The sequence below is a fragment of the Guyparkeria sp. TX1 genome (assembly GCF_046523965.1).
Lineage (GTDB): Bacteria > Pseudomonadota > Gammaproteobacteria > Halothiobacillales > Halothiobacillaceae > Guyparkeria.
The window spans coordinates 1,598,800-1,619,690 of sequence record NZ_CP144142.1; the positions used below are offsets into that span (position 1 = coordinate 1,598,800).

Annotated in this window: 19 protein-coding genes; 12 read left to right on the forward strand and 7 right to left on the reverse strand. The window is 65.3% G+C overall.

Translation table 11 applies throughout. From position 1 onward, the window contains the following. Positions 1-20 precede the first annotated feature (20 nt). From ruvX to VWP12_RS07485, 3 genes are all read right to left on the reverse strand, one after another. Positions 21-575 carry a Holliday junction resolvase RuvX gene (ruvX, locus tag VWP12_RS07475; protein ID WP_410473614.1) on the reverse strand — a complete coding sequence of 185 codons (555 nt, stop codon included), beginning with the start codon at positions 573-575 and terminating at the stop codon, positions 21-23. Then, on the reverse strand, positions 575-1,138 hold the full coding sequence (locus VWP12_RS07480; protein ID WP_410473615.1) for a YqgE/AlgH family protein: 564 nt from the start codon (positions 1,136-1,138) through the stop codon (positions 575-577). The genes ruvX and VWP12_RS07480 overlap by 1 nt, the downstream gene beginning before the upstream one ends. Positions 1,139-1,217: 79 nt before the next feature. Continuing rightward, the gene (locus VWP12_RS07485) at positions 1,218-2,186 is read right to left on the reverse strand and encodes a pseudouridine synthase (RefSeq protein WP_410473616.1); all 969 of its coding nucleotides are present in this window, start codon (positions 2,184-2,186) and stop codon (positions 1,218-1,220) included. 342 nt (positions 2,187-2,528) lie between these two features. On the opposite strand from VWP12_RS07485, the gene VWP12_RS07490 reads away from it, so the two are divergent. Genes VWP12_RS07490 through VWP12_RS07505 form a run of 4 tightly spaced genes read left to right on the forward strand, consistent with a single transcriptional unit; the run spans position 2,529 to position 6,205 of the window. Then, positions 2,529-3,668, forward strand: a complete 1,140-nt coding sequence (locus VWP12_RS07490; protein WP_410473617.1) for an MlaE family ABC transporter permease — start codon at positions 2,529-2,531, stop codon at positions 3,666-3,668. 45 nt (positions 3,669-3,713) lie between these two features. Beyond that, entirely contained in the window at positions 3,714-4,508 is a 795-nt protein-coding gene (locus VWP12_RS07495) for an ABC transporter ATP-binding protein (protein WP_410473618.1), read from the forward strand. 9 nt (positions 4,509-4,517) lie between these two features. After that, the gene (locus VWP12_RS07500) at positions 4,518-5,489 is read left to right on the forward strand and encodes an MlaD family protein (RefSeq protein ID WP_410473619.1); all 972 of its coding nucleotides are present in this window, start codon (positions 4,518-4,520) and stop codon (positions 5,487-5,489) included. Positions 5,490-5,548: 59 nt separating this feature from the next. Then, positions 5,549-6,205, forward strand: a complete 657-nt coding sequence (locus VWP12_RS07505; protein ID WP_410473620.1) for an ABC-type transport auxiliary lipoprotein family protein — start codon at positions 5,549-5,551, stop codon at positions 6,203-6,205. Between the two features lie 6 nt (positions 6,206-6,211). Here VWP12_RS07505 and VWP12_RS07510 read toward each other — a convergent pair whose 3' ends face one another. The 4 genes from VWP12_RS07510 to VWP12_RS07525 all read right to left on the reverse strand — a co-directional run bounded on the left by VWP12_RS07510 (position 6,212) and on the right by VWP12_RS07525 (position 13,122). After that, positions 6,212-6,922: a cupin domain-containing protein gene (locus VWP12_RS07510; protein ID WP_410473621.1), complete on the reverse strand. Its 711-nt coding sequence runs from the start codon at positions 6,920-6,922 to the stop codon at positions 6,212-6,214. Positions 6,923-7,028: 106 nt separating this feature from the next. Then, positions 7,029-10,340 carry an efflux RND transporter permease subunit gene (locus tag VWP12_RS07515; RefSeq protein WP_410473622.1) on the reverse strand — a complete coding sequence of 1,104 codons (3,312 nt, stop codon included), beginning with the start codon at positions 10,338-10,340 and terminating at the stop codon, positions 7,029-7,031. Then, positions 10,337-11,485 (reverse strand): efflux RND transporter periplasmic adaptor subunit, encoded by a 1,149-nt coding sequence (locus VWP12_RS07520; protein ID WP_410473623.1) that lies wholly within the window; start codon positions 11,483-11,485, stop codon positions 10,337-10,339. The genes VWP12_RS07515 and VWP12_RS07520 overlap by 4 nt, the downstream gene beginning before the upstream one ends. A gap of 56 nt (positions 11,486-11,541) precedes the next feature. Next, positions 11,542-13,122 (reverse strand): TolC family protein, encoded by a 1,581-nt coding sequence (locus VWP12_RS07525; RefSeq protein WP_410473624.1) that lies wholly within the window; start codon positions 13,120-13,122, stop codon positions 11,542-11,544. 339 nt (positions 13,123-13,461) lie between these two features. On the opposite strand from VWP12_RS07525, the gene truA reads away from it, so the two are divergent. From truA to VWP12_RS07565, 8 genes are all read left to right on the forward strand, one after another. Next, positions 13,462-14,250: a tRNA pseudouridine(38-40) synthase TruA gene (truA, locus tag VWP12_RS07530; RefSeq protein WP_410473625.1), complete on the forward strand. Its 789-nt coding sequence runs from the start codon at positions 13,462-13,464 to the stop codon at positions 14,248-14,250. A gap of 139 nt (positions 14,251-14,389) precedes the next feature. Beyond that, positions 14,390-15,040, forward strand: coding sequence for a phosphoribosylanthranilate isomerase (locus tag VWP12_RS07535; protein ID WP_410473626.1), 651 nt, complete (start codon positions 14,390-14,392; stop codon positions 15,038-15,040). Then, complete coding sequence (gene trpB / locus VWP12_RS07540; RefSeq protein ID WP_410473627.1) at positions 15,021-16,250, forward strand: tryptophan synthase subunit beta; 1,230 nt, start codon at positions 15,021-15,023, stop codon at positions 16,248-16,250. The genes VWP12_RS07535 and trpB overlap by 20 nt, the downstream gene beginning before the upstream one ends. Next, positions 16,247-17,095 (forward strand): tryptophan synthase subunit alpha, encoded by an 849-nt coding sequence (gene trpA / locus VWP12_RS07545; protein WP_410473628.1) that lies wholly within the window; start codon positions 16,247-16,249, stop codon positions 17,093-17,095. Before trpB ends, trpA begins: the two co-directional genes overlap by 4 nt. Positions 17,096-17,176: 81 nt before the next feature. Further along, complete coding sequence (gene accD, locus VWP12_RS07550; protein ID WP_410473629.1) at positions 17,177-18,061, forward strand: acetyl-CoA carboxylase, carboxyltransferase subunit beta; 885 nt, start codon at positions 17,177-17,179, stop codon at positions 18,059-18,061. Positions 18,062-18,116: 55 nt separating this feature from the next. Further along, positions 18,117-19,415, forward strand: coding sequence for a bifunctional folylpolyglutamate synthase/dihydrofolate synthase (locus VWP12_RS07555; RefSeq protein ID WP_410473630.1), 1,299 nt, complete (start codon positions 18,117-18,119; stop codon positions 19,413-19,415). A gap of 40 nt (positions 19,416-19,455) precedes the next feature. Then, positions 19,456-20,262, forward strand: a complete 807-nt coding sequence (locus VWP12_RS07560) for an SPOR domain-containing protein (protein ID WP_410473631.1) — start codon at positions 19,456-19,458, stop codon at positions 20,260-20,262. A 43-nt stretch (positions 20,263-20,305) separates the two neighbouring features. Further along, positions 20,306-20,794 (forward strand): CvpA family protein, encoded by a 489-nt coding sequence (locus tag VWP12_RS07565; protein WP_410473632.1) that lies wholly within the window; start codon positions 20,306-20,308, stop codon positions 20,792-20,794. The last annotated feature ends 97 nt before the right edge of the window (positions 20,795-20,891 follow it).

The following is a 20,891-nucleotide window of genomic DNA, read 5'->3' on the forward strand; positions in this document are numbered from 1 at the left end:
ATTGATGGGATCGAATTGTATCAATGCCGTGACGTAGCGGGAGAGCCGACCAGGTTTTGCGTGACCTCGGCCTTGGTGACGGTCTCGATCAGGCGCGGCGTCGACTGGGCAAAGAAGGTATCAAGAATGACCGCGGCGGCCATGGCGTCGATCTGACCCTGATCGCGTTCGACGGCACGGCGCCCGCGGCGCTTGACCAGACGCTCGGTGGCCTGCTCGGAGCTCATGCGTTCATCAACGATGAATACCGGCAGGTGGTAGCGTTCGCGCAGACGATTGCCGAAGCGGCGGATGGCGGCGGCCTGCGGGTAGCAGCGTCCCGCGTCATCGATCGGCCAGCCGAGCACCAGCGCATCGGGCTGCCACTCCGAGACGAGGGCCTCGATCGCCGTCCAGTCAATCTGGTCGGCGTTGCGATTGTGCAGGGTGGTGAGCGGACGGCCACTAGCAAGGCGCCGGTCGCCCACGGCCAGCCCGATACGCCATTCGCCGTAGTCGAAGCCCAGTGCCAGGGAGCCGGGCATGGAGTCGGCCTGGGAGCCGGGCGCTGGTGAGGCAGGCTCCGTGGCAGTCATCAGGCGTGACCGGCCTCGCCGGAGAGCAGGTTGATGTCGATGCCAAGTTGGCTGGCCGCGGTCGTCCAACGCTCCTCGACCGGCTGATCGAACAGTATTTCCTCGGTGGCCTCGACATTGAGCCAGCTGTTTTCGGCGATCTCGCGATCCATTTGCTCGCGGCTCCAGCCGGAATAGCCAAGCGCGACGATGGCCTGCTTGGGGCCCGCCCCGTCGGCCAACGCCTGGAGGATGTCCTTCGAGGTGGTCAGACCGATGCGGTCGGTCACCTCGAGCGTGGATTCCCAGCCGCCGTGGGGGGCGTGCAGGACGAAGCCCCGCTCGAGGGCAATCGGGCCGCCCATGAACACCTGCCGGCTCCGTACGTCGGGGTCGGTGCAGGTGATGCTCATGTGGTCGAGGATGTCGCCGAGGTCGAGCTCCAGCGGGCGGTTGATGGTGATACCCATCACGCCCTCGTCGTTGTCTTCGCAGATGTACGTCACGCTGTGACTGAAGTTGGGATCCTCCAGGTTGGGCATGGCGATCAGGAGCTGGTTGGTCAGCGAGCTGTTTTCTTGCATGGTCTCCCCAGTATTGGTGGCGGGCGCGTTGCCTTCAAGCCCGAATGCGGCGAGCGCTTTTGGGCGAGGGCCTCTCGCCTCAGCGGCTCGTGCCGCGCCGGCGATTGGCTGCCCCGCCGCCCTTGCGTCGCGAGGTGGCCGGCTTGATGGTCGTTTCGCGCTTGAGCGAATGCCCGACCGGGCCGGCACTCTTGCCGCCCCCGCCACGGCGGGGTTGCGCGCGCTTGCTGTCACGCACCGACTGACCGGCCTTGAACGGCTTGTGGGCGCGGCGTGCGTCGTGGCGTCCCAGCGTCTTCTGCCGGGTCTCGGCCTTGAGGCCCACCAGTTCGGCCAGCGCACCCTGGACGTCGGGTTCGAGTTCCTGGACCTTGCCGGGCCGCAGACGCGGCGGCAGGGTGACCCCGGCGTAGCTGATGCGGATGAGCCTGGATACCGCCCCATTGACGGACTCGATCATGCGGCGCACCTCGCGGTTGCGGCCCTCGTGCAAGGTGACGTGGTACCAGTGGTTCTGCCCCTGGCCGCCGGCATCGACCAGGCGCTTGAAGCTGGCCGGTCCGTCGTCGAGTTCGACCCTTTCGAGCAGTTGTTTCTGCTGTTCGTCACTCAGGCCGCCGAACACGCGTACGGCGTAGGTGCGCTCGATGCCGTAGCTCGGGTGCATCAGCCGATTGGCCAGCTCGCCGTCGTTGGTTACCAGCAGCAGGCCGCTGGTGTTGAAGTCGAGTCGACCGACCGTGATCCAGCGACCCTCGCGGATCGGCGGCAGGTTTTCGGCGACCGTCGGTCGGCCCTGGGGGTCGTGGTTGGCGGTGATCTGCCCCTCGGGCTTGTGGTAGATCAGCACCCGGCGCACCGGTCGCACGTCGGGTACCTGGATGCGTCGCTCACCCATCTCGATGATGTCGCCGGGCCCGGCCTGGTCGCCCAGTGTCGCGGTCTGACCGTTGACGCGGACCGCGCCCTCGGCAATCCAGTTCTCGATCTTGCGACGCGAGCCCAGCCCCATGGCCGCGAGGACCTTCTGCAAGCGCTGTTTTTCCATGGGCATCTCCTCGTGTCGCGGTTATCCGCGTGGGTTGCGTTTGCCGGCGTGGTCAAGACGCGCGGCAGCCGCCAATAAAAGGCCCGGCATTCTATCAGGTTCGTCTGATCCGACCGACGCAACTGCCTTGCGATGAGGTGCGCGGTGGAGACCTTGCCAAGACGAATAGACGAGTGGGGCGCTTTGCGCCTACGCTTGGGCAATACAGTTGTTCGCGTTTGCATCGATTGCCTAGGCGGGGCGAGGGCTCCGGTTGGGGGCGAGCAGCGCCTAGGCTGCCGGTATTCTCCGTCCGAACAATCTGCCGAGATCGCCCGGTTCATGACAGAAAATGGATCTTCCGTGAACGTGCCGCCGCGTATCGCCCTCGATCGGGGCGATAACGACGTGTGGCACCTGCAGTTGGCCGGCGAATGGACCCTGGCGCAGTCCGAGACCCTTTCGACAATCGATCGGTCGCTACCCGCCGGATTCGGCGACTCGGCCGCGAGGGGCAAGACGATTCGGGTTGGCGGTGAGATCGATGCGCTCGACAGTGCCGGTGCACTGAGGCTCGCCCGGATCGTCGACGGAATGGAGCAGGGCGGTGCGGCGGTGGATCTGGAGGCGTTGCCTCAGAGGCAGCGCAATGTGATCGAGTTGCTCAAGGGGCGTCTGCCGCCACCCAAGACGCCGCGGCCGCCGCGCGAGGGCGTGTTGGCGGGAATCGGCCGGGCGACCGTCGCCAAGTTCACCGAGGGCAACGCCTTTCTCGCGTTTATCGGCGAACTGGTGGTGCGTGGCGGCAAGTTGATCGCTTTTCCCTGGCGCATTCGTTGGCGCGAGGTGGTGGCCGAGATCGAGGCGGCCGGGTTGCGTGCACTCGGTATTGTCGGCCTGCTCTCGTTCCTGGTCGGGATGGTGATGGCCTACCAGGCAGGTGCGACCCTGGCCGATTTCGGCGCCAACATCCTGATCGTCAACCTGGTCGCCATCATCACGCTGCGCGAGATGGGACCGTTGTTGACGGCGATCATCGTCGCCGGGCGGACGGGGTCCTCGTACACCGCGCAACTGGGCACGATGCGGATTACCGAGGAGATCGACGCGCTGCGATCCATCGGCATATCGCCGTTCGACATGCTCATCCTGCCCAAGATCATCGCCTTGATGGTGGTGCTGCCCCTGTTGACGGTGTTCGCCAACCTGCTGGGGTTGTTGGGCGGGGCAGTGGTCGCGGCCTACCGCTTCGAGGTGAGTTTTGCCGTCTACTTCGATCGGTTGCCGGAGGTGGTCGACTTGACCACGCTGATGCTCGGTCTGATCAAGACGCCGGTATTCGCCATCGCGATTGCGCTGATCGGGTGCATGCAGGGCATGCGGGTGGCGGGCAGCGCGCTGGCCGTCGGGCGGGCGACGACGGTCAGCGTGGTGCAAGCGACCTTCCTGGTCATCGTGCTGGATGCCGGGTTCTCCGTGCTCTTCAACCTGATGGGGTACTGACTGGCGATGGTTTCCGCGTCCCACAGCCCAGCTCAGAACGAATCCATGGCGCCAATCGCGCGTCTGAGCGGCATTCGAAACTGCTTTGGCGACGAGTGCGTCCATGACGGCCTGAGCCTTGAGCTTCCACCGGGACGGATCACCGCGCTGGTCGGCGGATCGGGAACCGGCAAGACGGTCCTGCTACGCACCCTGTCCATGCTCCGCCGCCCGGATGCAGGCCAACTGGAGTTGTTCGGTGAGGATGCCCTCGCGGTGGGCGAGCGCGCCCAACGCGACCTTCGACGGCGGATAGGCCTGTTGTTTCAGGGGGGTGCGTTGTTCACTGCCCTGACGGTGCTGGAAAACGTCATGCTGCCGCTGCGTGAACACACATCGGTTCGGGGGCACTGGCTCGAGGAACTGGCGATGAGCAAGGTGCTCCTGGCCGGGCTACCTGCCGATAGTGCCGGCAAGTACCCGGCCGAACTGTCGGGGGGCATGGTCAAGCGTGCGGCCCTGGCTCGCGCGCTGGCGCTCGATCCGCGCCTGTTGATCCTGGATGAGCCCACCTCGGGGCTCGATCCGATCGCCGCGGCGGGTTTCGATGATCTTATCCGCGAGTTGACCGATTCCCTGGGCCTGACCGTCATTCAGGCCACCCATGATCTCGATTCGATCTGGCGTGGTTCGGATGTGGTGGCCTTTCTGGCCAGAAAGCGCGTGCTCGCGTTCGCCCCGGCGGCCGAGCTGGCGCAACGCGACGAGCCGGAGCTAGTTGCCTATTTTCAAGGTAGTCGATCCGCGGAATATGCGAAACTCGGAACGAGTCAGCCGGGAACGAGCCGGGGGAGCGCCTAGGGCACGGTCATGGAATCAAAGGTCAATTACAGCATCGTGGGGTTGTTCGTCGTGTTGCTGCTCGGCGCGTCGGTGTTGACCGCCTGGTGGCTTTACAGCGGCGGTTCGTCTCGTCAGTACAACCCGTATGTGGTCTACGCCACCGACAGCGTTTCCGGTCTGAATAGCGACAGCCGCGTCTACTACCACGGGGTGGACGTCGGCTACGTGGATGAAATCCGCATCGATCGGCGCAACCCGGACAACATCCGGATCCGGCTGTTGATCGATCAGACCGTGCCCATTCGGGCCGATACCAGCGCCCAGTTGCAACCGCAGGGCGTCACCGGCCTGAGCGTGCTCAACCTCAAGGGCGGCTCGGCCGACGAAGATCTCCCGGCCGCCCCGAACGCCTGCTGCCCGGTGATTCCCTACGAGCCGTCGCTATTTTCCAAGCTCGAAGGCGGACTCAACGACACCATGGTGCGGCTGGTCGCTGTCAGCGAACGGATCGACCGGTTGCTGAGCAAGGAGAACCTGCAGGCGGTCGAACGCACCGCCAAAAACCTTGACCAGATCACCAGCACGCTCGCCGAGGAGCGGGAGACGCTCCGGTCCCTGTTGAACAACGCATCGCGTACCGCGGAGAACACGGCGGAGCTGACCGAGCACGGCGAGCGCCTGCTCGCCCGGGCCGACGGCACCATGGACTCCCTTGACCAGGCGATCGGCAAGTTCTCGGTGACCATGGATACGTTTGACGAGACGGCCGACCGGGTAGCCACCGCAGCCGAGGTGACGGTCGGCTTCAGCCAGGCGGGCGAACGGGCCGCCGACGAGATTTCGCGCCAGACGCTGCCCGATATCAGTCTGCTGATTCGGGATCTTCGGGATTTGTCGCGCCGACTGAGTGACTTTACCTCGACGCTGGATGATGACCCGTCGCGGGCGATCTTCGGTGGTGATCAGCGCACTCCGGGCCCCGGCGAGGCGAGCCGATGAGTGCCTCTCTCGAGCCGAACCAGGATGGAAGGAAGATGAATCAGGTCATTGAAAATAAAATGGAAAACATTTCGATGCGGTTGCTGGTGACGCTCGGGTTTGTGCTGCTGTTGGGTGGTTGCGCCGTCTTGCCGGAACGGGGCGGGGAGCCGCAGCAATGGCGGCTGGTTGCGCCCGCCCCCGTGGTAGAGGGGACCGACGTCAGTGATCCGGTGATCGTCCGCCTGATTGAAACGCGTGCCGCCAGTGCAATCGACCGACGGGACATGGCCTATAGCCGCGAACGTCAGTCGCTCGCCTATTACCGCGACAACCGCTGGGCCAGTCCGCCCGGTGTGATGCTCAACGAGATCATTGACGAGACCCTGTCGACCCAGCCCTGGGTGAGGACCGTGGTCCGAGGTGGGGCGCGCGTACCGTCCGATCTGAGCCTGTACTGCGAAATCCAGCGTCTGGAACATCAGCTCGAGCCCGGTGCGGCGATGACGCAGTCCGGGCAGGTGCAGATGAAGGTGGCCTGCAGTTGGTATCGGGCCGCCGAGCGACAACTGGTCGAGGCGATGATCTTCAATGAAACCATCGACCTCGAAGCCAATAATGCGGAAAGCTACGCCAAGGGCGCGCAATCGCTGGTCGACCAGCTGATGACACGGCTCGCCGCCCAGGGGGCATCGCTTGCCGCAACCACCACGCCGTTGCCTTCGGCCAAGGACTGACGGTCGTTACCGGGCTTGTTGGGCCTCGCGATACCAGGCATCGGGAATCGGCAGATGACCGGTCTTGACCCAGATGGTGCAGCCGGTTTCCGAGTAGGGCTGGTGAAGGCTCCAGTGGGGGTTGCGTAGCCAGGTCCCGGCGGGATAGCGACCGTACTCGTCGGCGAACGTCCCTTCCAGCACGAAGATCTCCTCCCCGCCAAAGTGATGGTGCGGTTTGAAATGCGTGCCCGGCGCCCATCGCACCAGGGCGGTGTGCTCGCCCTCGAAGCCGGCCAGCGGCATGACCTCCAGACCTTCGACCAGACCTGGTTGCCAGGGCGTGGCGTGGGTGTCCACCACCACCTGTTCGTCCTCACGCGAGTCGAGGTGGTGGAGCTTTACCAGGATCACGCAACCATTCGGCGCGCTCGGACTGTGGCGAGATCCGGGTGGATTGCGCACGTAGTGACCGGCGGGGAAGCAGCCGCTTTCATCGCAGAACGCCCCCTCCAGCACTAGGAACTCCTCTCCGCCGTGATGGACGTGCTCGGGAAAGCTCGCCCCGGGGGCGAAGCGCACCAGGCTGGTCGCGCGCGTGCCGTCGCCGCCCTCGCGTTCGATCAGCTTGCGCTCGACGGTCGGCTCCGGGGACTGTACCCAGGGCAGGGCGTTGGTATCGACGACGGCGCGCTCGAACAGGTCGGCGTGCCGCGGAGTCAGCGGATGTTCGGCCATCGGTTGGATCGCTTGCGGGTGTTTAACGGAGGCTTAAGCGTAGACAAAAAAAACCGCGACTGGCCAGATCGGCGGGTCGCGGTTGGTCTCGGCGCATGCCTGGCCGTCAGGCGGCCTTGCGTGCCTTCTTCTCGGCCTTGATCTGCTGATCGAGCTGCCAGAAGTAGTACATGATCGGGATTACCAGCAGCGTCAGCATGGTCGAGGCGAAGGTGCCGAAGATCAGCGAGACGGCCAGCCCGCCGAAGACCGGATCGGTGATCATGATCGCCGAGCCGAACATGATCGCCAGCGCGGTGAGCAGGATCGGGCGGAAGCGCACCGCGCCCGCCTCGAGCACAGACTCCTTCAGGCCGTACCCCTGCTGGCGATAGTCGAGGATGAAGTCGATCAGCAGCAACGAGTTGCGCACCACGATCCCCGCCAGCGCGATAAAACCGATCATCGAGGTGGCGTTGAACGGCATGTCGAACAGCCAGTGGCCCGGGAAGATGCCCACCAGGGTCAGCGGGATCGCGCCCATCACGATCACCGGCAGCATGAACGACTGGTAGTAGGCGACCAGCAGCAGGTAGATGAACACCAGCGCGACGATGAAGGCCGCCCCCAGGTCGCGGAAGACGTCGAGTGTCAGTCGCATGTCACCGCCCCAGAGGACCTCATAGCCCTTGAGGTCATCCGGCTGGCTGTCGACGAAGCCCAGGTTGCCGGTGCTGATCTCGACGTTGTCGTCGAGCTCCATCTCGTTGAGCCACTTGTTGAGCGTCAGCGTGGCGTAGACGGGGCTCGAACCGAGCAGGTCGCCCTGGACGAAGACCACCGGGTGCTGGTCGCGATCCATGATCGGCTTGGTGACCGTGCCCTCGCGGATATCGACCAGGTTGCCGATCTTCACGGCCTTGCCGTCGGGATTGGTGACGGTCAGGTCACGGATCTGGCGGATCCAGGCGCGATTGGCCTGATCGAGGCGCAACACGATGTTGACCGGCTCGGAGGTGTCGGTGTCGTGCACCGTGCCGAGCGTCTGGCCGTTGACGTACTCGTGGACCACCTTGGCGATCTGTGCCGGGGCGATGCCCGACTGCAGCGCCTTGGTCTGGTTGACCTCGATCCGGTATTCCGGCGCATCGGCGGTAATCGAGTCGTCGACGTTGATCATGCCGTAGACGTCGTCGAAGCGCTCACGCACCTGGCTTGCGATGTCGCGCAGGGTCTCGTAGTCCGGCCCGTGGATGCGGGCGAGCACTTGCGCACGCACCGGTGGACCGGGCGGGGTCAGGAACAGCTTGATGCCGGAGTCCATGTATTGCTGACGCACCGGTTCGAGCTGTTTCCACATCTCCATGGCGACTTCGCTGGTCACGGGGCGATGGTGTCGATCGACCAGATTGACGCGGATCTGTGCCATGTTGGGGGCTTGGCGCATCATGTCGCCACGGACCATACCGGCGAAGGTCAGCGGACCCGTGCGTCCGACGTACGTCTGGTAGTCGGTCACGTACTGGTTCTGCGAGACGACGTTGCCTACCGCGTCGGCGACCAGCGACGTGCGCTCCGTGGCCGTGCCTTCCGGGGTGTTGACCTCGAGCAGGAAGGTGTCGACGTTGCCCTCGGGCAGCATCTTGAGGCTCACGCCGGCCGGCGAAAGCGGGCCGTTCATGCCCGAGTCGCGCACGAACTGCCACGCCGGCATCAGCATCGAGGCGATCATCAGGCCGAGGACGAACAGCAGGAAGGCCAGCGAAAACATCCTCGAACCGAGCAACGGCTTGGCAATGCGCTTGTAGTTGCGCATCAGCCAGTCCTCGTGGTGCGGGTCGCCCTCGAGGGTTTCGCGCTTGGCGAGCGCCTTGCGGGCCTTCGAGCCCAGCCAGCGGTACGCCGTCCACGGGACGATGATGTAGGCGAGAATCAGCGAGGCGATCATCGCCACCGAGACGTTGATTGGGATCGGCAGCATGAACGGCCCCATCATCCCCGACACGAACGCCATCGGCACAAACGCCAGGATGACGGCCAGCGTCGCGATGTTGGTCGGGTTGCCGATCTCGTTGGTCGCCCGCACCAGAAGATCCGCGAATGACGGCTCCTTGCCCTCGTGCAGATGGCGGTGGATGTTCTCGATCACCACGATCGCGGCATCCACCAGCAGCCCCAACGACAGGATCAGGCCGAACAGCGAGATGCGGTTGATGGTCTGACCGAAGATCCAGCCCACGCCCAGGACGACGAACAGCGTCAACGGCACGGTCAGGGTGACGATCAATGCCTCGCGCCAGCCGAGGAAGAAGAACAGGATGATCAGGACCACCAGCACGGCCACACCGAGGTGCTCGATCAGGGTATTGACCGCGTCATCCGCCCGATCACCGTAGTCGCGCGTGATGGTCAGATCCACCTGTTCGGGCAGCAATTCGCGCTCGATGACCGCCAGCTTTTCCTTGACCGCCGCGGCGACCGTGACCGCGTTGGCCCCGGCGCGCTTGCCCACGGTGACGGTCACCGCCGCCGTGGGGTCGCCGGCAAGCTTGCCCATGTCGTTGGCCGGACCGAAGGCGTGGGTGGTGTACTGGTCGTTCTCCTCGGGCGTGTAGGAGATATCGGCGACCTGGGCGAGGTAGATCGGCCGCTGCTCGTGCTGACCGATGACCAGGTTCTCCAGGTCTTCCGGGCCGGTGAAGGCCGCGTCGGTACGCAGGCGGATTTCCTGGTTGTCGTTGGTCAGGGCGCCGCCCGGCAGGACGACGTTCGCGCCCTTGAGCATCTCGCTCAGCCGGCTCATCGGCACGCCGGCGGCCGCCAGGCGTTGTGGGTCGATGTCGATCGCCAGTACGCGGCGGTGACCGCCGATCACGTCGCTGGCACCCACCTCGGGCACGTTCTGGACCTGCTCGAGCAGGCGCTGGCCCACCTCGCGCAATTGGGTGCTGTCGAGCTCCTCGGAGCTCAAGGTCAGGCTCATGATCGGCACGTCGGTGATGCCGATGCTCTTGACCAGCGGCATGCTGGTATTGGGCGGCAGGCGGTCGAGGTTGCGCGAGATCTCGTTGTACAGGCGCAGCAGGCTAGCCTCCTCGTCGCTACCCACCTCGAACTGCACGGTGACCATCCCCAGGTCGTCCATCGCCACCCCGTAGGTGTGCTCGACACCCTTGAGACGCGCCATCAGCGCCTCGAGCGGCTTGACCACCTGGTCTTCGATCTGGGCGGCGTCGTTGCCCGGTCGTTGCACGAAGATCTGCGCGCCGGGAACCACGATTTCCGGGTTGTACAGGCGCGGGGTGATCAGCACCGCCATCAGGCCGAACAGGGTGATGGCGATCATGATCAGCGCGGTGATCTTGGAATAGAGAAAGCTGTTGGCCAGCCGGCCGGCAAGATTCAGCTTCGGCTCCTTGGCGTTGGTCGTCTGGTTCATGACGATGCATCACCCTCGCTTGCATTGCTCGATACGACCTTGGTCCCGTTGGCCAGTCGACCCTGGGCCGTGGTGATCACGCGATCACCGTCGTTCAGGCCGGCCAGCACGACCACCTCGCCGGCACGCTCCTGGCCCACGCGGACCAGGCGGAACCGGGCGCGGTCCAGGTCGTCGAGCACGAACACGCCCTGCATGCCGCCGCGGTCGTGAATGGCCTCCTTGGGTACCAGGATCGCTGCCTTCTGGTCGAGCACCACGCTGACGGTGACGAAATTGCCCGGCGTCAGGGACAGGTCGGACGGCACGCTCAGCTTGACTGTGTGGGTGCGGGTGATCGGGTCGGCGGCCGAAACCAGGCGCAGCACCTCGGCGGAGAAGGTCGCCGGGTTGCCGTCGTTGTCGCGGTAGCCCACGTCGAGTGTGTCGCCTTCGGAAAGCCGCGCAAAGGCCTGGTCATCCACCTCGACCTGCACCTCGCGATCGCCGCTGCCCATCAGCATCAGCAATGGCTGGCCGGGGGTGGCCAGCTGGCCGGGATCGACCATGCGCTGGACGATGGTCCCGGCAAACGGGGCGCGGATCTGGGCGTAATTGACCTGCGATTGCGCCTGTTCGACCGCGGCCTGCGCGGCCTGGAAATCCCCCTGGGCCACCTCGTAGGCCGTGCGCATCTGCTCGAACTGCTGCTTGGGCACGGCGTTCTGCTCGTATAGCCGCTGGAACCGTTCGTAGTTGCTGCGCGCATTCGCCAGTCCGGAACGGGCCTTCGCCAGTGCCGCTTCGGCCTGACGGATCTGCGTGTCGACGTCGCTCTGGTCGATGGTGAGCAACGGCTGATCCTTCTCGACGGTTTCGCCCTCGCGCACGTTGATCTCGCGCACGTAACCCATCATCCGCGAGGCGATCGGCGACTGGTCGCTTGCGATCACCGTGCCGGGGAAGAGCGCCGTGTCGTCGACCTGGCCCGCGTCCACGGTGACCCAGTCGGCCTGGATCTCGGTTTCGCCACCAGCCGGTGGTTGCTCGGTCGGTTCACCACCACAGCCCGCCAGCAAGAGGCCGGCGAACAGGGGGGCGACCAGCCGGCGGGCAAGTCGGTGGTCCATGACCGGGAAGAAGGAGTGTGTCGCTTGCTGCATCATCGATGGATCTCGTTCGTTGGATCGCAATAGGAACCGCGGCCGGGCCTGCCGACCGATCAGGATTCGGAGGTGTCGAGTGCCGCCTTCACGCCATCGGCGCGGACGGACTCGACCCGCTCGGGACCGAGTTCGCCCAGCGCCAGCCACAGGGCGGCGCGCTGCATGGTGCGTTGGAAACGGGCGCGGATCAGTTCGGCACGGGCGTTGTCCAGCTCGGTCTGCGCGGCGAGCAACTCGGTCATGGTCGCCAGGCCCTGCTGGTAACGCAGTTCCTCCAGGCGCACAGCCTCCTCGCTCTGGTTGATGGCCAGTCGACGCACCTCGACGCGCTTTTCCGCCATATTGGCTTCGCGCCAGACCTTGCCAACCTGGCCGATCAGCTTGTCGAGGGCCTGCTGGCGCTCGGCGAGACTGGCGTCGACCTTCGCCTGGGCCCGATCGACCTTGCCGGAGCGGGCGCCGAAGTCGAACACCCGCCAGGTGAGCACGCCGCCGACGGTGTAGCTGTCATTGCGTAGACCCAGCGATTCGTCGTTGAAGTCCTGCTGTGCCATCAGGTTGAACTGCGGCTTGTAGTCCGCCCGAGCCACGTCGACCTCGGCGCGAGCCGCGGCAATGCGGCCACGCAGTGCCTGGATGCGCGGGTTGTTGGACAGGGCCAGTTGGCGTGCCTCGTCCAGCGTGGTCTCGGGCAGGGAGACGTCGATCGCCTCGTTGAGCTCGATGTCCTGACGGGTGTCGATGCCGGTGAGTACCTTGAGGCCATCGGCGGCGTTGGCGGCCTGGTTGCGCGCATTCTCGATATCGAGTTCGCGCTCGCCGAGATTGACCTTGGCCTTGAGCAGGTCGGCCTTGGTGACCACACCCTCGTCATAGAGCTTCTGCGACAGATCACGGAAGGAGGTGGCCGCTTCCTGTGCCTGGCTGGCGACCTCGACGAAGGCCTCGGCGGTATTGATGCCCGCGTAGGCCTCGACGGTATGCAGTACCAGTTGCTGGCGCGCTGCCTCGTCGCCCGACTGTGCGGCCTGCAGCAGCGCCTGGGCCTGGGTACGCATCTCCCGGATCTTGCCGCCGTTGTAGATCGGGATGGAAAGCTTCAGCGAGGTCTGGAAGTTGTGGTGCCAGCCGGGATCGTTGAGGTTGTCCGGTTCGGTTGCCAAGGCACCGTCTAGGTCACCTTCATTGAACTTTTGGAAGAATTCGCCGGCGCCGAAATCGTTGAAGTTGGCCTGCTCCTGCTGCAGTTTCATGCCGAAGACGTTCAGCGGGTTGTTCGACCCCATCACGCCGAACGACAGGTCCAGCGTGGGCAGAAGGTTGCCGTTGGCTTGTTCGATTGCCGCGCGCGCCTCGGCGATTCGCGCCTGGGAAAGATCCACGGCGGCATTCTGGCTGAGCGTGCGTTCCACTGCCGCGTCGAAGGGAAGCGTCAGTGCTTGCTGGCTGTCGGTCGCCGGGGTGTCGGCGGTGAAGGCGATCGACTCGCCTTCGTTGGCCATCGCGTGGCCGCTGACGGACAGGGCCAGGATGATGGCGGCCGAGAGCAATCGCTGCGGCCGGGCCGGGTTGGGGAGGCGAGCCGATGAGATGCCGTATTCGCTCGTTGAACCCAGAGAGTGGTTGCTGCGCGCCATGCTGCGTGTCCTTGAATGCGGTTGCGGAGAGTCCGAAGACATCGTTCGCGTTCCCGTTAAGGTCGATGACATGAGCCGCTGGACGGGCCCATTTCCGGTCGATCCCTCACGGGCAGCGCGCACAATATCAGTAAACGCTAATATATGAAACCCGCGTAGTTATCCCTATCGATTGGATGCTAGCACGCGGATTCGTGCCTGCCTTTTCTATCAGTACGTTGCGAGATACTTATAGAGCATGGGTCATGCCTGCGTGGCGGCCGTTGGGTTAATCGGTATCATCGCGCTTCCTGTCCTAACGGTCGGGCTTGAGCGAAAGCAATTCGAGGGGAGTGGGGCATGCGATTGGCCATGGGGGTCGAGTACGACGGCGGGCGCTATCACGGCTGGCAACGTCAGTCGCACAGCGATTCCGTGCAGGAGCGCGTCGAGCGGGCGATCAGCCGTGTGGCCGACGGCCCGGTCGAGGTGGTCTGTGCCGGGCGCACCGATCGTGGCGTGCATGCCACCGGGCAGGTGATCCATTTCGACGTCGAGGTCGAACGACCGGTCTACGGCTGGCAGATGGGCACGATGCAGCACCTGCCGCGCGATATAACCGCCCTGTGGGTGCAGGAAGTGGACGAGACCTTTCATGCCCGGTTCTCCGCCACGGCGCGCGAGTACCGCTACTGCCTGATCAACCGATCCACGCGGCCGGCGATCTCTTCGGGGCGGCTGAGCTGGTGGTATCGCCCCCTGGACGAGTCGCTCATGCAGGCCGCCGCCGACCGCCTGCTGGGTGAACACGATTTCTCCAGCTTCCGCGGCAAGGACTGCCAGGCGCATTCCCCGGTGCGCACCGTAGAACGCGTCGATGTCACCCGCCAGGGCGACTACCTGTTCATTGACGTGCGCGCGAATGCGTTCCTGCACCACATGGTCAGAAACATCGTCGGCAGCCTGTTTGCCGTCGGGACGGGCGAGCGTCCCGTCGAGTGGATCAGCGAGGCGCTGGCGGCCTGCCATCGCGAGGCGGCGGGCATCACCGCCCCGGCCGATGGGTTGTACCTGACCGGGGTCGACTATCCGGCGGCTTTCGATCTGCCCACCCGGCCACGCCGGCCGCTGTTCGAGCAGGTGGGCTGAGGTCAAACGGACTCGTTTCCCCATGTTGGGAAGTCGATGCGGGCCCGCGGGGGAGTCGAGAGCCCTCGGGAATCCTGCTAGAATCCGCGGCCCCAATTATCTTTCTTAAGTCATCTTTCTCACGAGGGCCGACAAACCGGTGGACAGCAGCCGCACACGGGTAAAGATCTGCGGAATTACGCGTCTGGCCGATGTCGAAGCAGCGGTCGCCGCCGGAGCCGATGCGCTGGGCTTCGTGTTCGTGCCGGCCAGTCGGCGCTCGATTCGCGTCGAGACGGCGCGTGACCTGGTTGCCCGAGTGCCGGCCTTCGTGCAGACGGTGGCCCTATTTGCCGATCCGAGCGTGGACTGGGTCGAGACGGTAATCGACCAGGTCGGCCCGGATCTGCTGCAGTTTCATGGCAGCGAGACCGGGCGTTTCTGCCGGCAATTCGGTCGCCCCTACATCAAGGCGGTCAGTGCCGACCTGGACGACGAGGCGCGCCGGCGGATCATGCAGGAGCATCACACGGCACGCGGCTTTCTGATCGACAGTCACGCTGTCAGCGGCCTGGGTGGCACCGGCCATACCTTCGACTGGAGCCGCTGGCCGCGGGACAGCGGCCGGGACCGCCGACCCTGGATCCTGGCGGGCGGGCTGTCTCCGGATAACGTGACCGACGCGATCAGCACGCTGTCGCCTTACGCCGTCGATGTCTCCAGTGGGGTCGAGGAGGCGCCGGGCATCAAGTCGGCCGACAAAATTCATGCATTCATGCGAGGGGTGGGCCATGCCCGAAACCAACGTTAAGGCGACCGGCGCGCCAGTCGATTACGCGAGCTTCCCGGACCAACGCGGTCGTTTCGGGGATTACGGGGGCCGTTACGTCGCCGAAACCCTCATGGGGCCGATCGAGGAGCTGACCGCCGCCTACGAGAAATATCGCAACGACCCGGGCTTCATCGAGGAGTTCGAATCGGACCTGCGTGACTACGTCGGTCGGCCGACTGCCCTCTACCACGCCAAGCGCCTGTCCGAGCTTTACGGCGCGGAGATCTGGCTCAAGCGCGAGGACCTCAACCACACCGGCGCGCACAAGATCAACAATGCGCTGGGTCAGGCCCTGCTGGCCAAGCGGATGGGCAAGACCCGCATCATCGCCGAGACCGGTGCCGGGCAGCACGGCGTGGCCACGGCCACCGTGGCCGCGCGGTTGGGCATCGAGTGCGTGGTCTACATGGGCGCCGACGACATCCAGCGCCAGGCCCCGAACGTCTTCCGCATGCGCCTGCTGGGCGCGAAGGTCGTGCCGGTGGATTCCGGGACGCGCACGCTCAAGGATGCCCTCAACGAGGCGATGCGCGACTGGGTAACCAACGTCGATGACACCTTCTACATCATCGGTACCGTCGCCGGTCCGCATCCGTACCCGCTGATGGTGCGCGACTTTCAGTCGGTGATCGGCCGAGAGGCCCGTGCCCAGATGCTCGAGAAGACCGGTGAACTGCCCGACCAGGTAGTTGCCTGTGTGGGCGGTGGCTCGAACGCGATGGGCATCTTCCACGCGTTCCTCGCCGACGACTCGGTGGAGTTGCACGGCTCGGAGGCCGGTGGCGAAGGCCTCGAGTCCGGCCGCCACGCCGCCCCGCTGACCGCCGGCCGCCCGGGCGTGCTGCACGGCAACCGCACCTACCTGATGGAAGACGAGAACGGCCAGATCATCGGCACGCACTCGATCTCCGCCGGCCTCGACTACCCCGGCGTGGGGCCGGAGCATTCCTGGCTCAAGGATATCGGCCGCGTTCACTACGCCGCGATCACCGATGACCAGGCCATGGCGGCCTTCCACGACACCATGCGCTGCGAGGGGATCATCCCGGCGATCGAATCGGCCCACGCCGTCGCCCACGCCCGCCTGCTGGCCGAGGCGCGCGGCGGGCAGCGCATCCTGGTCAACCTGTCCGGCCGGGGCGACAAGGACATCAATACCGTGGCAAAGCTCGAGGGGATCGAACTGTGAGCGAGACGACCAAGCAACCCGCAAGCCGCCTGGCCTCCCTATTCGAGCGACTCAAGGGCGAGAACCGCGCGGCACTGATCCCCTACATCACCGCCGGCGACCCGGATGCCCAGGCCACCATCGAGCTGATGCACGCGATGGTCGAGGGCGGGGCGGATGCCATTGAAATCGGCGTGCCGTTCTCCGATCCCATGGCCGATGGCCCGGTCATCCAGGCCGCGCACGAACGCGCCCTGAAGTCAGGACTGGGTCTGCGCGGCGTGATCGATCTGGTGGCCGAGTTCCGGCAACGTGATGCCGAGACGCCGGTGGTGCTGATGGGCTACCAGAATCCGATCGAGGCGATGGGTGTGGCCGCCTTCGTCGACAAGGCGGCGTCAGCCGGCGTGGACGGTGTGCTGACGGTCGATCTGCCGCCGGAAGAGGCCGACGAGATGTCCGCGGCGATGGGCGAGAGGGGCATGGCACCGATCTTCCTGCTCGCGCCGACCACGAGCGCGGCGCGCACCCGCGAAGTGGCGAGCAAGGGCTCGGGCTTCGTCTATTACGTCTCGCTCAAGGGCGTCACCGGGGCGGCCAACCTGGACACCGATGCGCTCGCTGCACAGGTCAAAGGCGTTCGCGAGGCCTGCGCGTTGCCGGTGGGTGTCGGGTTCGGTATCCGCGATGCCGAGACCGCTGGACAGGTCGGCCGCGTGGCGGATGCGGTGATCGTCGGGAGCGCCATCGTCCGATTGATCCACGAACAGGCCTCGGCGGCCGGCGGCATGAATGCCCAGGGGTTGGAGACGGTGCGTGCCTTTCTCGCCGAGTTGCGCTCGGCCGTGGAAAGCGCACGGCAATAACGACACATACGCGAGGCCGATCCACCGCGAGGACTGCGGTGGTGCGGTCCGAGAACGACATCATCCTGGGAGAGTTCGAGCATGAGCTGGCTGGACAAACTGATTCCATCACGCATCCGAACGGAGAGCACCGGCAAGCGCGGTGTGCCGGAGGGATTGTGGGTCAAGTGCGACGGCTGCGATGCCGTGCTCTACCGCGAGGAGCTGCGTCGCAACCTCGAGGTCTGCCCCAAGTGCGGCCATCACATGCGCATCGCCGTGCGCGCAAGGCTGGATGCCTTTCTCGATCCGACCGGGCGCGAGGAATTGTTCACCGATATCTCTCCGGTGGACATGTTGAAATTCCGTGACCAGAAGAAGTACCGCGATCGCATCAGCGCGAGCCAGAAGAAGACCGGCGAGAACGATGCGTTGGTGGTGATGCGCGGCAGCACCGATGGCGTGCCGGTGATCGCCGCAGCCTTCAACTTTGCGTTCATGGGCGGTTCGATGGGCTCGGTGGTCGGCGAGAAATTCGTCCGGGCCGTCGAGGCGGCCATCCAGAACCGCTGTGCGCTGGTGGTGTTCACCGCCTCGGGTGGCGCACGCATGCAGGAAGCGCTGTTCTCGCTGATGCAGATGGCCAAGACCTCGGCGGCACTGACCCGCCTGTCGAAAAAGCAGCTGCCGTTCATCGTGGTGCTGACCGACCCGACCATGGGCGGTGTCTCCGCCTCGCTGGCCATGCTGGGCGACGTGCAGATCGCCGAACCGAATGCCCTGATCGGGTTCGCCGGCCCGCGCGTGATCGAGCAGACCGTACGCGAAACCCTGCCCGAGGGCTTCCAACGCAGTGAATTCCTGCTCGAGCACGGCGCGATCGACATGATCGTGCCCCGCGACGAGCTGCCGCAAACCGTGGCCCTGCTGGTCGCCAACCTGCAGAAGAAGGACCTGCCTCGCGAGACGAACCGCGCGGCTTCGTGACGGCGACTCGTTTCATACCAGCCATCCCGTTGGGCAAGTCTCGGGGCCCGAGGACGTGACCCGCACGGTCGATGACTGGCTCGAGGTCCTGTTGCAGCGCGACCCGAACCGGATCGAGCCGGGGGTCGAGCGTTGCCGACGGATAACGCACGACCTGCTGGGTAACCGGTCTCCGGCCTGCGTGATTACCGTGGCCGGCACCAACGGTAAGGGCTCGAGCGTAATGATGGCATCGGCCATCTGCCGTGCCGCGGGATACCGGGTGGGCAGTTACACCTCGCCGCACCTGGTGGATGTACGTGAACGCTTTTTGATCGACGGTGAGATGGTCGAGTCCGCCGCTTTGGTTCGCGCCTTCGAACGCATCGAGGCGCACCCTGACAGCGCCGCGTTGACCTACTTCGAGTGGCTCACCGTGGCGGCGTTTCTGGTGTTTGCCGAGGCGGGCGTCGACGTCTGGGTTCTTGAGGTCGGACTGGGCGGTCGCCTGGATGCGGTCAATGCCCTGGATGCCGATCTTGCCCTGATCACCGCGATCGGGCTCGATCATCAGGACTGGTTGGGCGAGGGGCGCGAGGCGATCGCCCTCGAGAAGGCGGGCATCCTGCGCCCCAATCAGCCGGCGGTGTATGTCGATCCGGAACCCGTAGAGGCGATCCGGGTGGCGGCTGCAAGGATTGGCGCCGATCTGCTGTGTCTGGGTGAGGATTTTTCCGTCTCGTCGACCTGCCCGTTGTCGGCGACCGGGACGGTACCTGTGTTCGGGCTGGAGCGAGACGGGCGGACCGTCTGCCTGCCACGGCCCGCGCTCATGGGGCGTCACCAGTGGAATAACGCCGCGGGCGTCGTTGTGTTGCTGCAACACCCGCGCAGCCCGCTTGCCATCCCGGATGAGGCCGTCCGCGAGGGGTTGGCGACGGTGCGATTGCCGGGTCGCTTGGAGCGATTTGTCGACCACGGGCGAACGGTGATCTTCGACGTGGCCCATAATGTCGAGGCGGCGCGGACGCTCGCCGCCGCGCTGGTCGAGAAACCGGTCGGTCGTCGACTGGCGGTGTTTTCGGCACTGGATGACAAGCCGATCGAAGCGATAGTGGAGACATTGGCCGCCTGTTTCGATGCCTGGTGGGTTGCCCCGCTCAAGGAACCACGGGCGGCGGATGTCGGTCGGATCGAGGCGGCCCTCGATCAAGCCGGCGTGAGAACCGTGCACCGTGAAGCCGATCTGGCCGGTGCGTATAATGTCGCGCTTGCCGAGGCCCGGGAGGGGGACGAAATCCTGGTGTTTGGTTCGTTCCACGTAGTCGGTCCATTGCGGGCACGACTGGATACGCGAGAGAATGTGGGGCATTGACGCCAAGTAGTCGTGCCGCCCCCGTTGCAAAGAGGACGCCGTGGCTGAGCAAACCGAATCAAGCTGGACCGAATCGCGCTTCCGCCAACGACTGGTGGGGGCCTCGGTGGTGGTGGCGCTGGCCGTCTTGCTGTTGCCCCTGTGGCTCGATGGCAGTGGCATCGACAGCCTGAGGGTGCAGTCGGCGCCCGAAAAACCCAAGGTCGAAGGCACGGACGGGATCGAGGTGCCCCAACCACCGGCGGATACGGGCGAGCCGCTAGAAAACCCGCCGACGTCGCTGTTTCCGGATCAGACGCCAATCGAGGCTCGCGAAGGAGCCGACACGACCGCGTCGCCGGCCGAGCCGGCGGCGTCTTCCCTGAACGAGGCCGAGGTGGAGGTCGCTTCCGCGGCCGGGGAGAACCGGGAGGGCGCGGATCAAGCAACATCCGCCGACTCCGACGCCTCCAGTGACCAGACCTCCAGTGAGGATCGTGAGGACTCACCGTCTGAGTCGGGACCAGCGGACGGTAAGGCTGCCGAAGACGACGAGCCATCGGAGCAGCCGGAAGAGACCGAGACGGAGACCGACTCGGCGTCGTCCGGCGAGAATCTCCCGGAAAGCTCGGCCAGCGGGGAATTCGTGGTCCAGTTGGGCAGTTTTTCCGACGAGCGGAATGCGCGCGCCTTGGCCAAGTCGGTCGAATCCTCGGGGTTCGATGTGTCGGTCACGCCGCTGTTCTCCGAGCAGGGCACTGTCTGGCGGGTGCGTGTCGGCCCGTATGCCACTCGTGATCTGGCAAGCGAGGCAACCGAACGGTTGCGCCAGCGCATCGGCCGGGACGGTCTGGTGATGACCAAGTGACTCGCCCCGGGAGCGGCGTGAGGAGTAAGGCAAGGAGGCAGCCATGACGATGGTCGACTGGATATTGCTGGCAATTGTCCTGATCTCCACGGCGATCGCGCTGGTGCGAGGTTTCGTCAAGGAGGTGATCTCGCTGGTCACCTGGCTGGCCGCCTTCGGTATTGCCCTGGCATTCTCGCAAACCGCGGCCGTGCTGGTGCCCGAGGCGGTGGACATTCCCTCGGCGCGCGTGGCGATCGCCTTCGTGGCCCTGTTCGTCGTGGTTCTGATCCTGGGTGGGATCATCAACTGGGCGATCTCGAAACTGGTGGAAACCACCGGCCTTTCGGGTACGGATCGGTCGGTGGGCATGGTCTTCGGCCTGTTGCGCGGCGTGCTGATCGTCGCCGGGCTGCTGCTGTTGGGCGGGTTCACCGCCTTGCCACAGGAAGCATGGTGGCAGGCCTCGACGCTGATACCGCACTTCCAGGTGGTGGCCGAGTGGCTGCTGGCAGTCATGCCGGCGGACGTTGCCCGCAACGTGCAGTGGTGACAGCGACTTCTTCAACAACACGGTGGCGTGCGGGATGCGTGTCGCCTTCGGGGATTTCCCGAACTGCGCCGGAACGGTCGACCGACCGCTCCGGCGT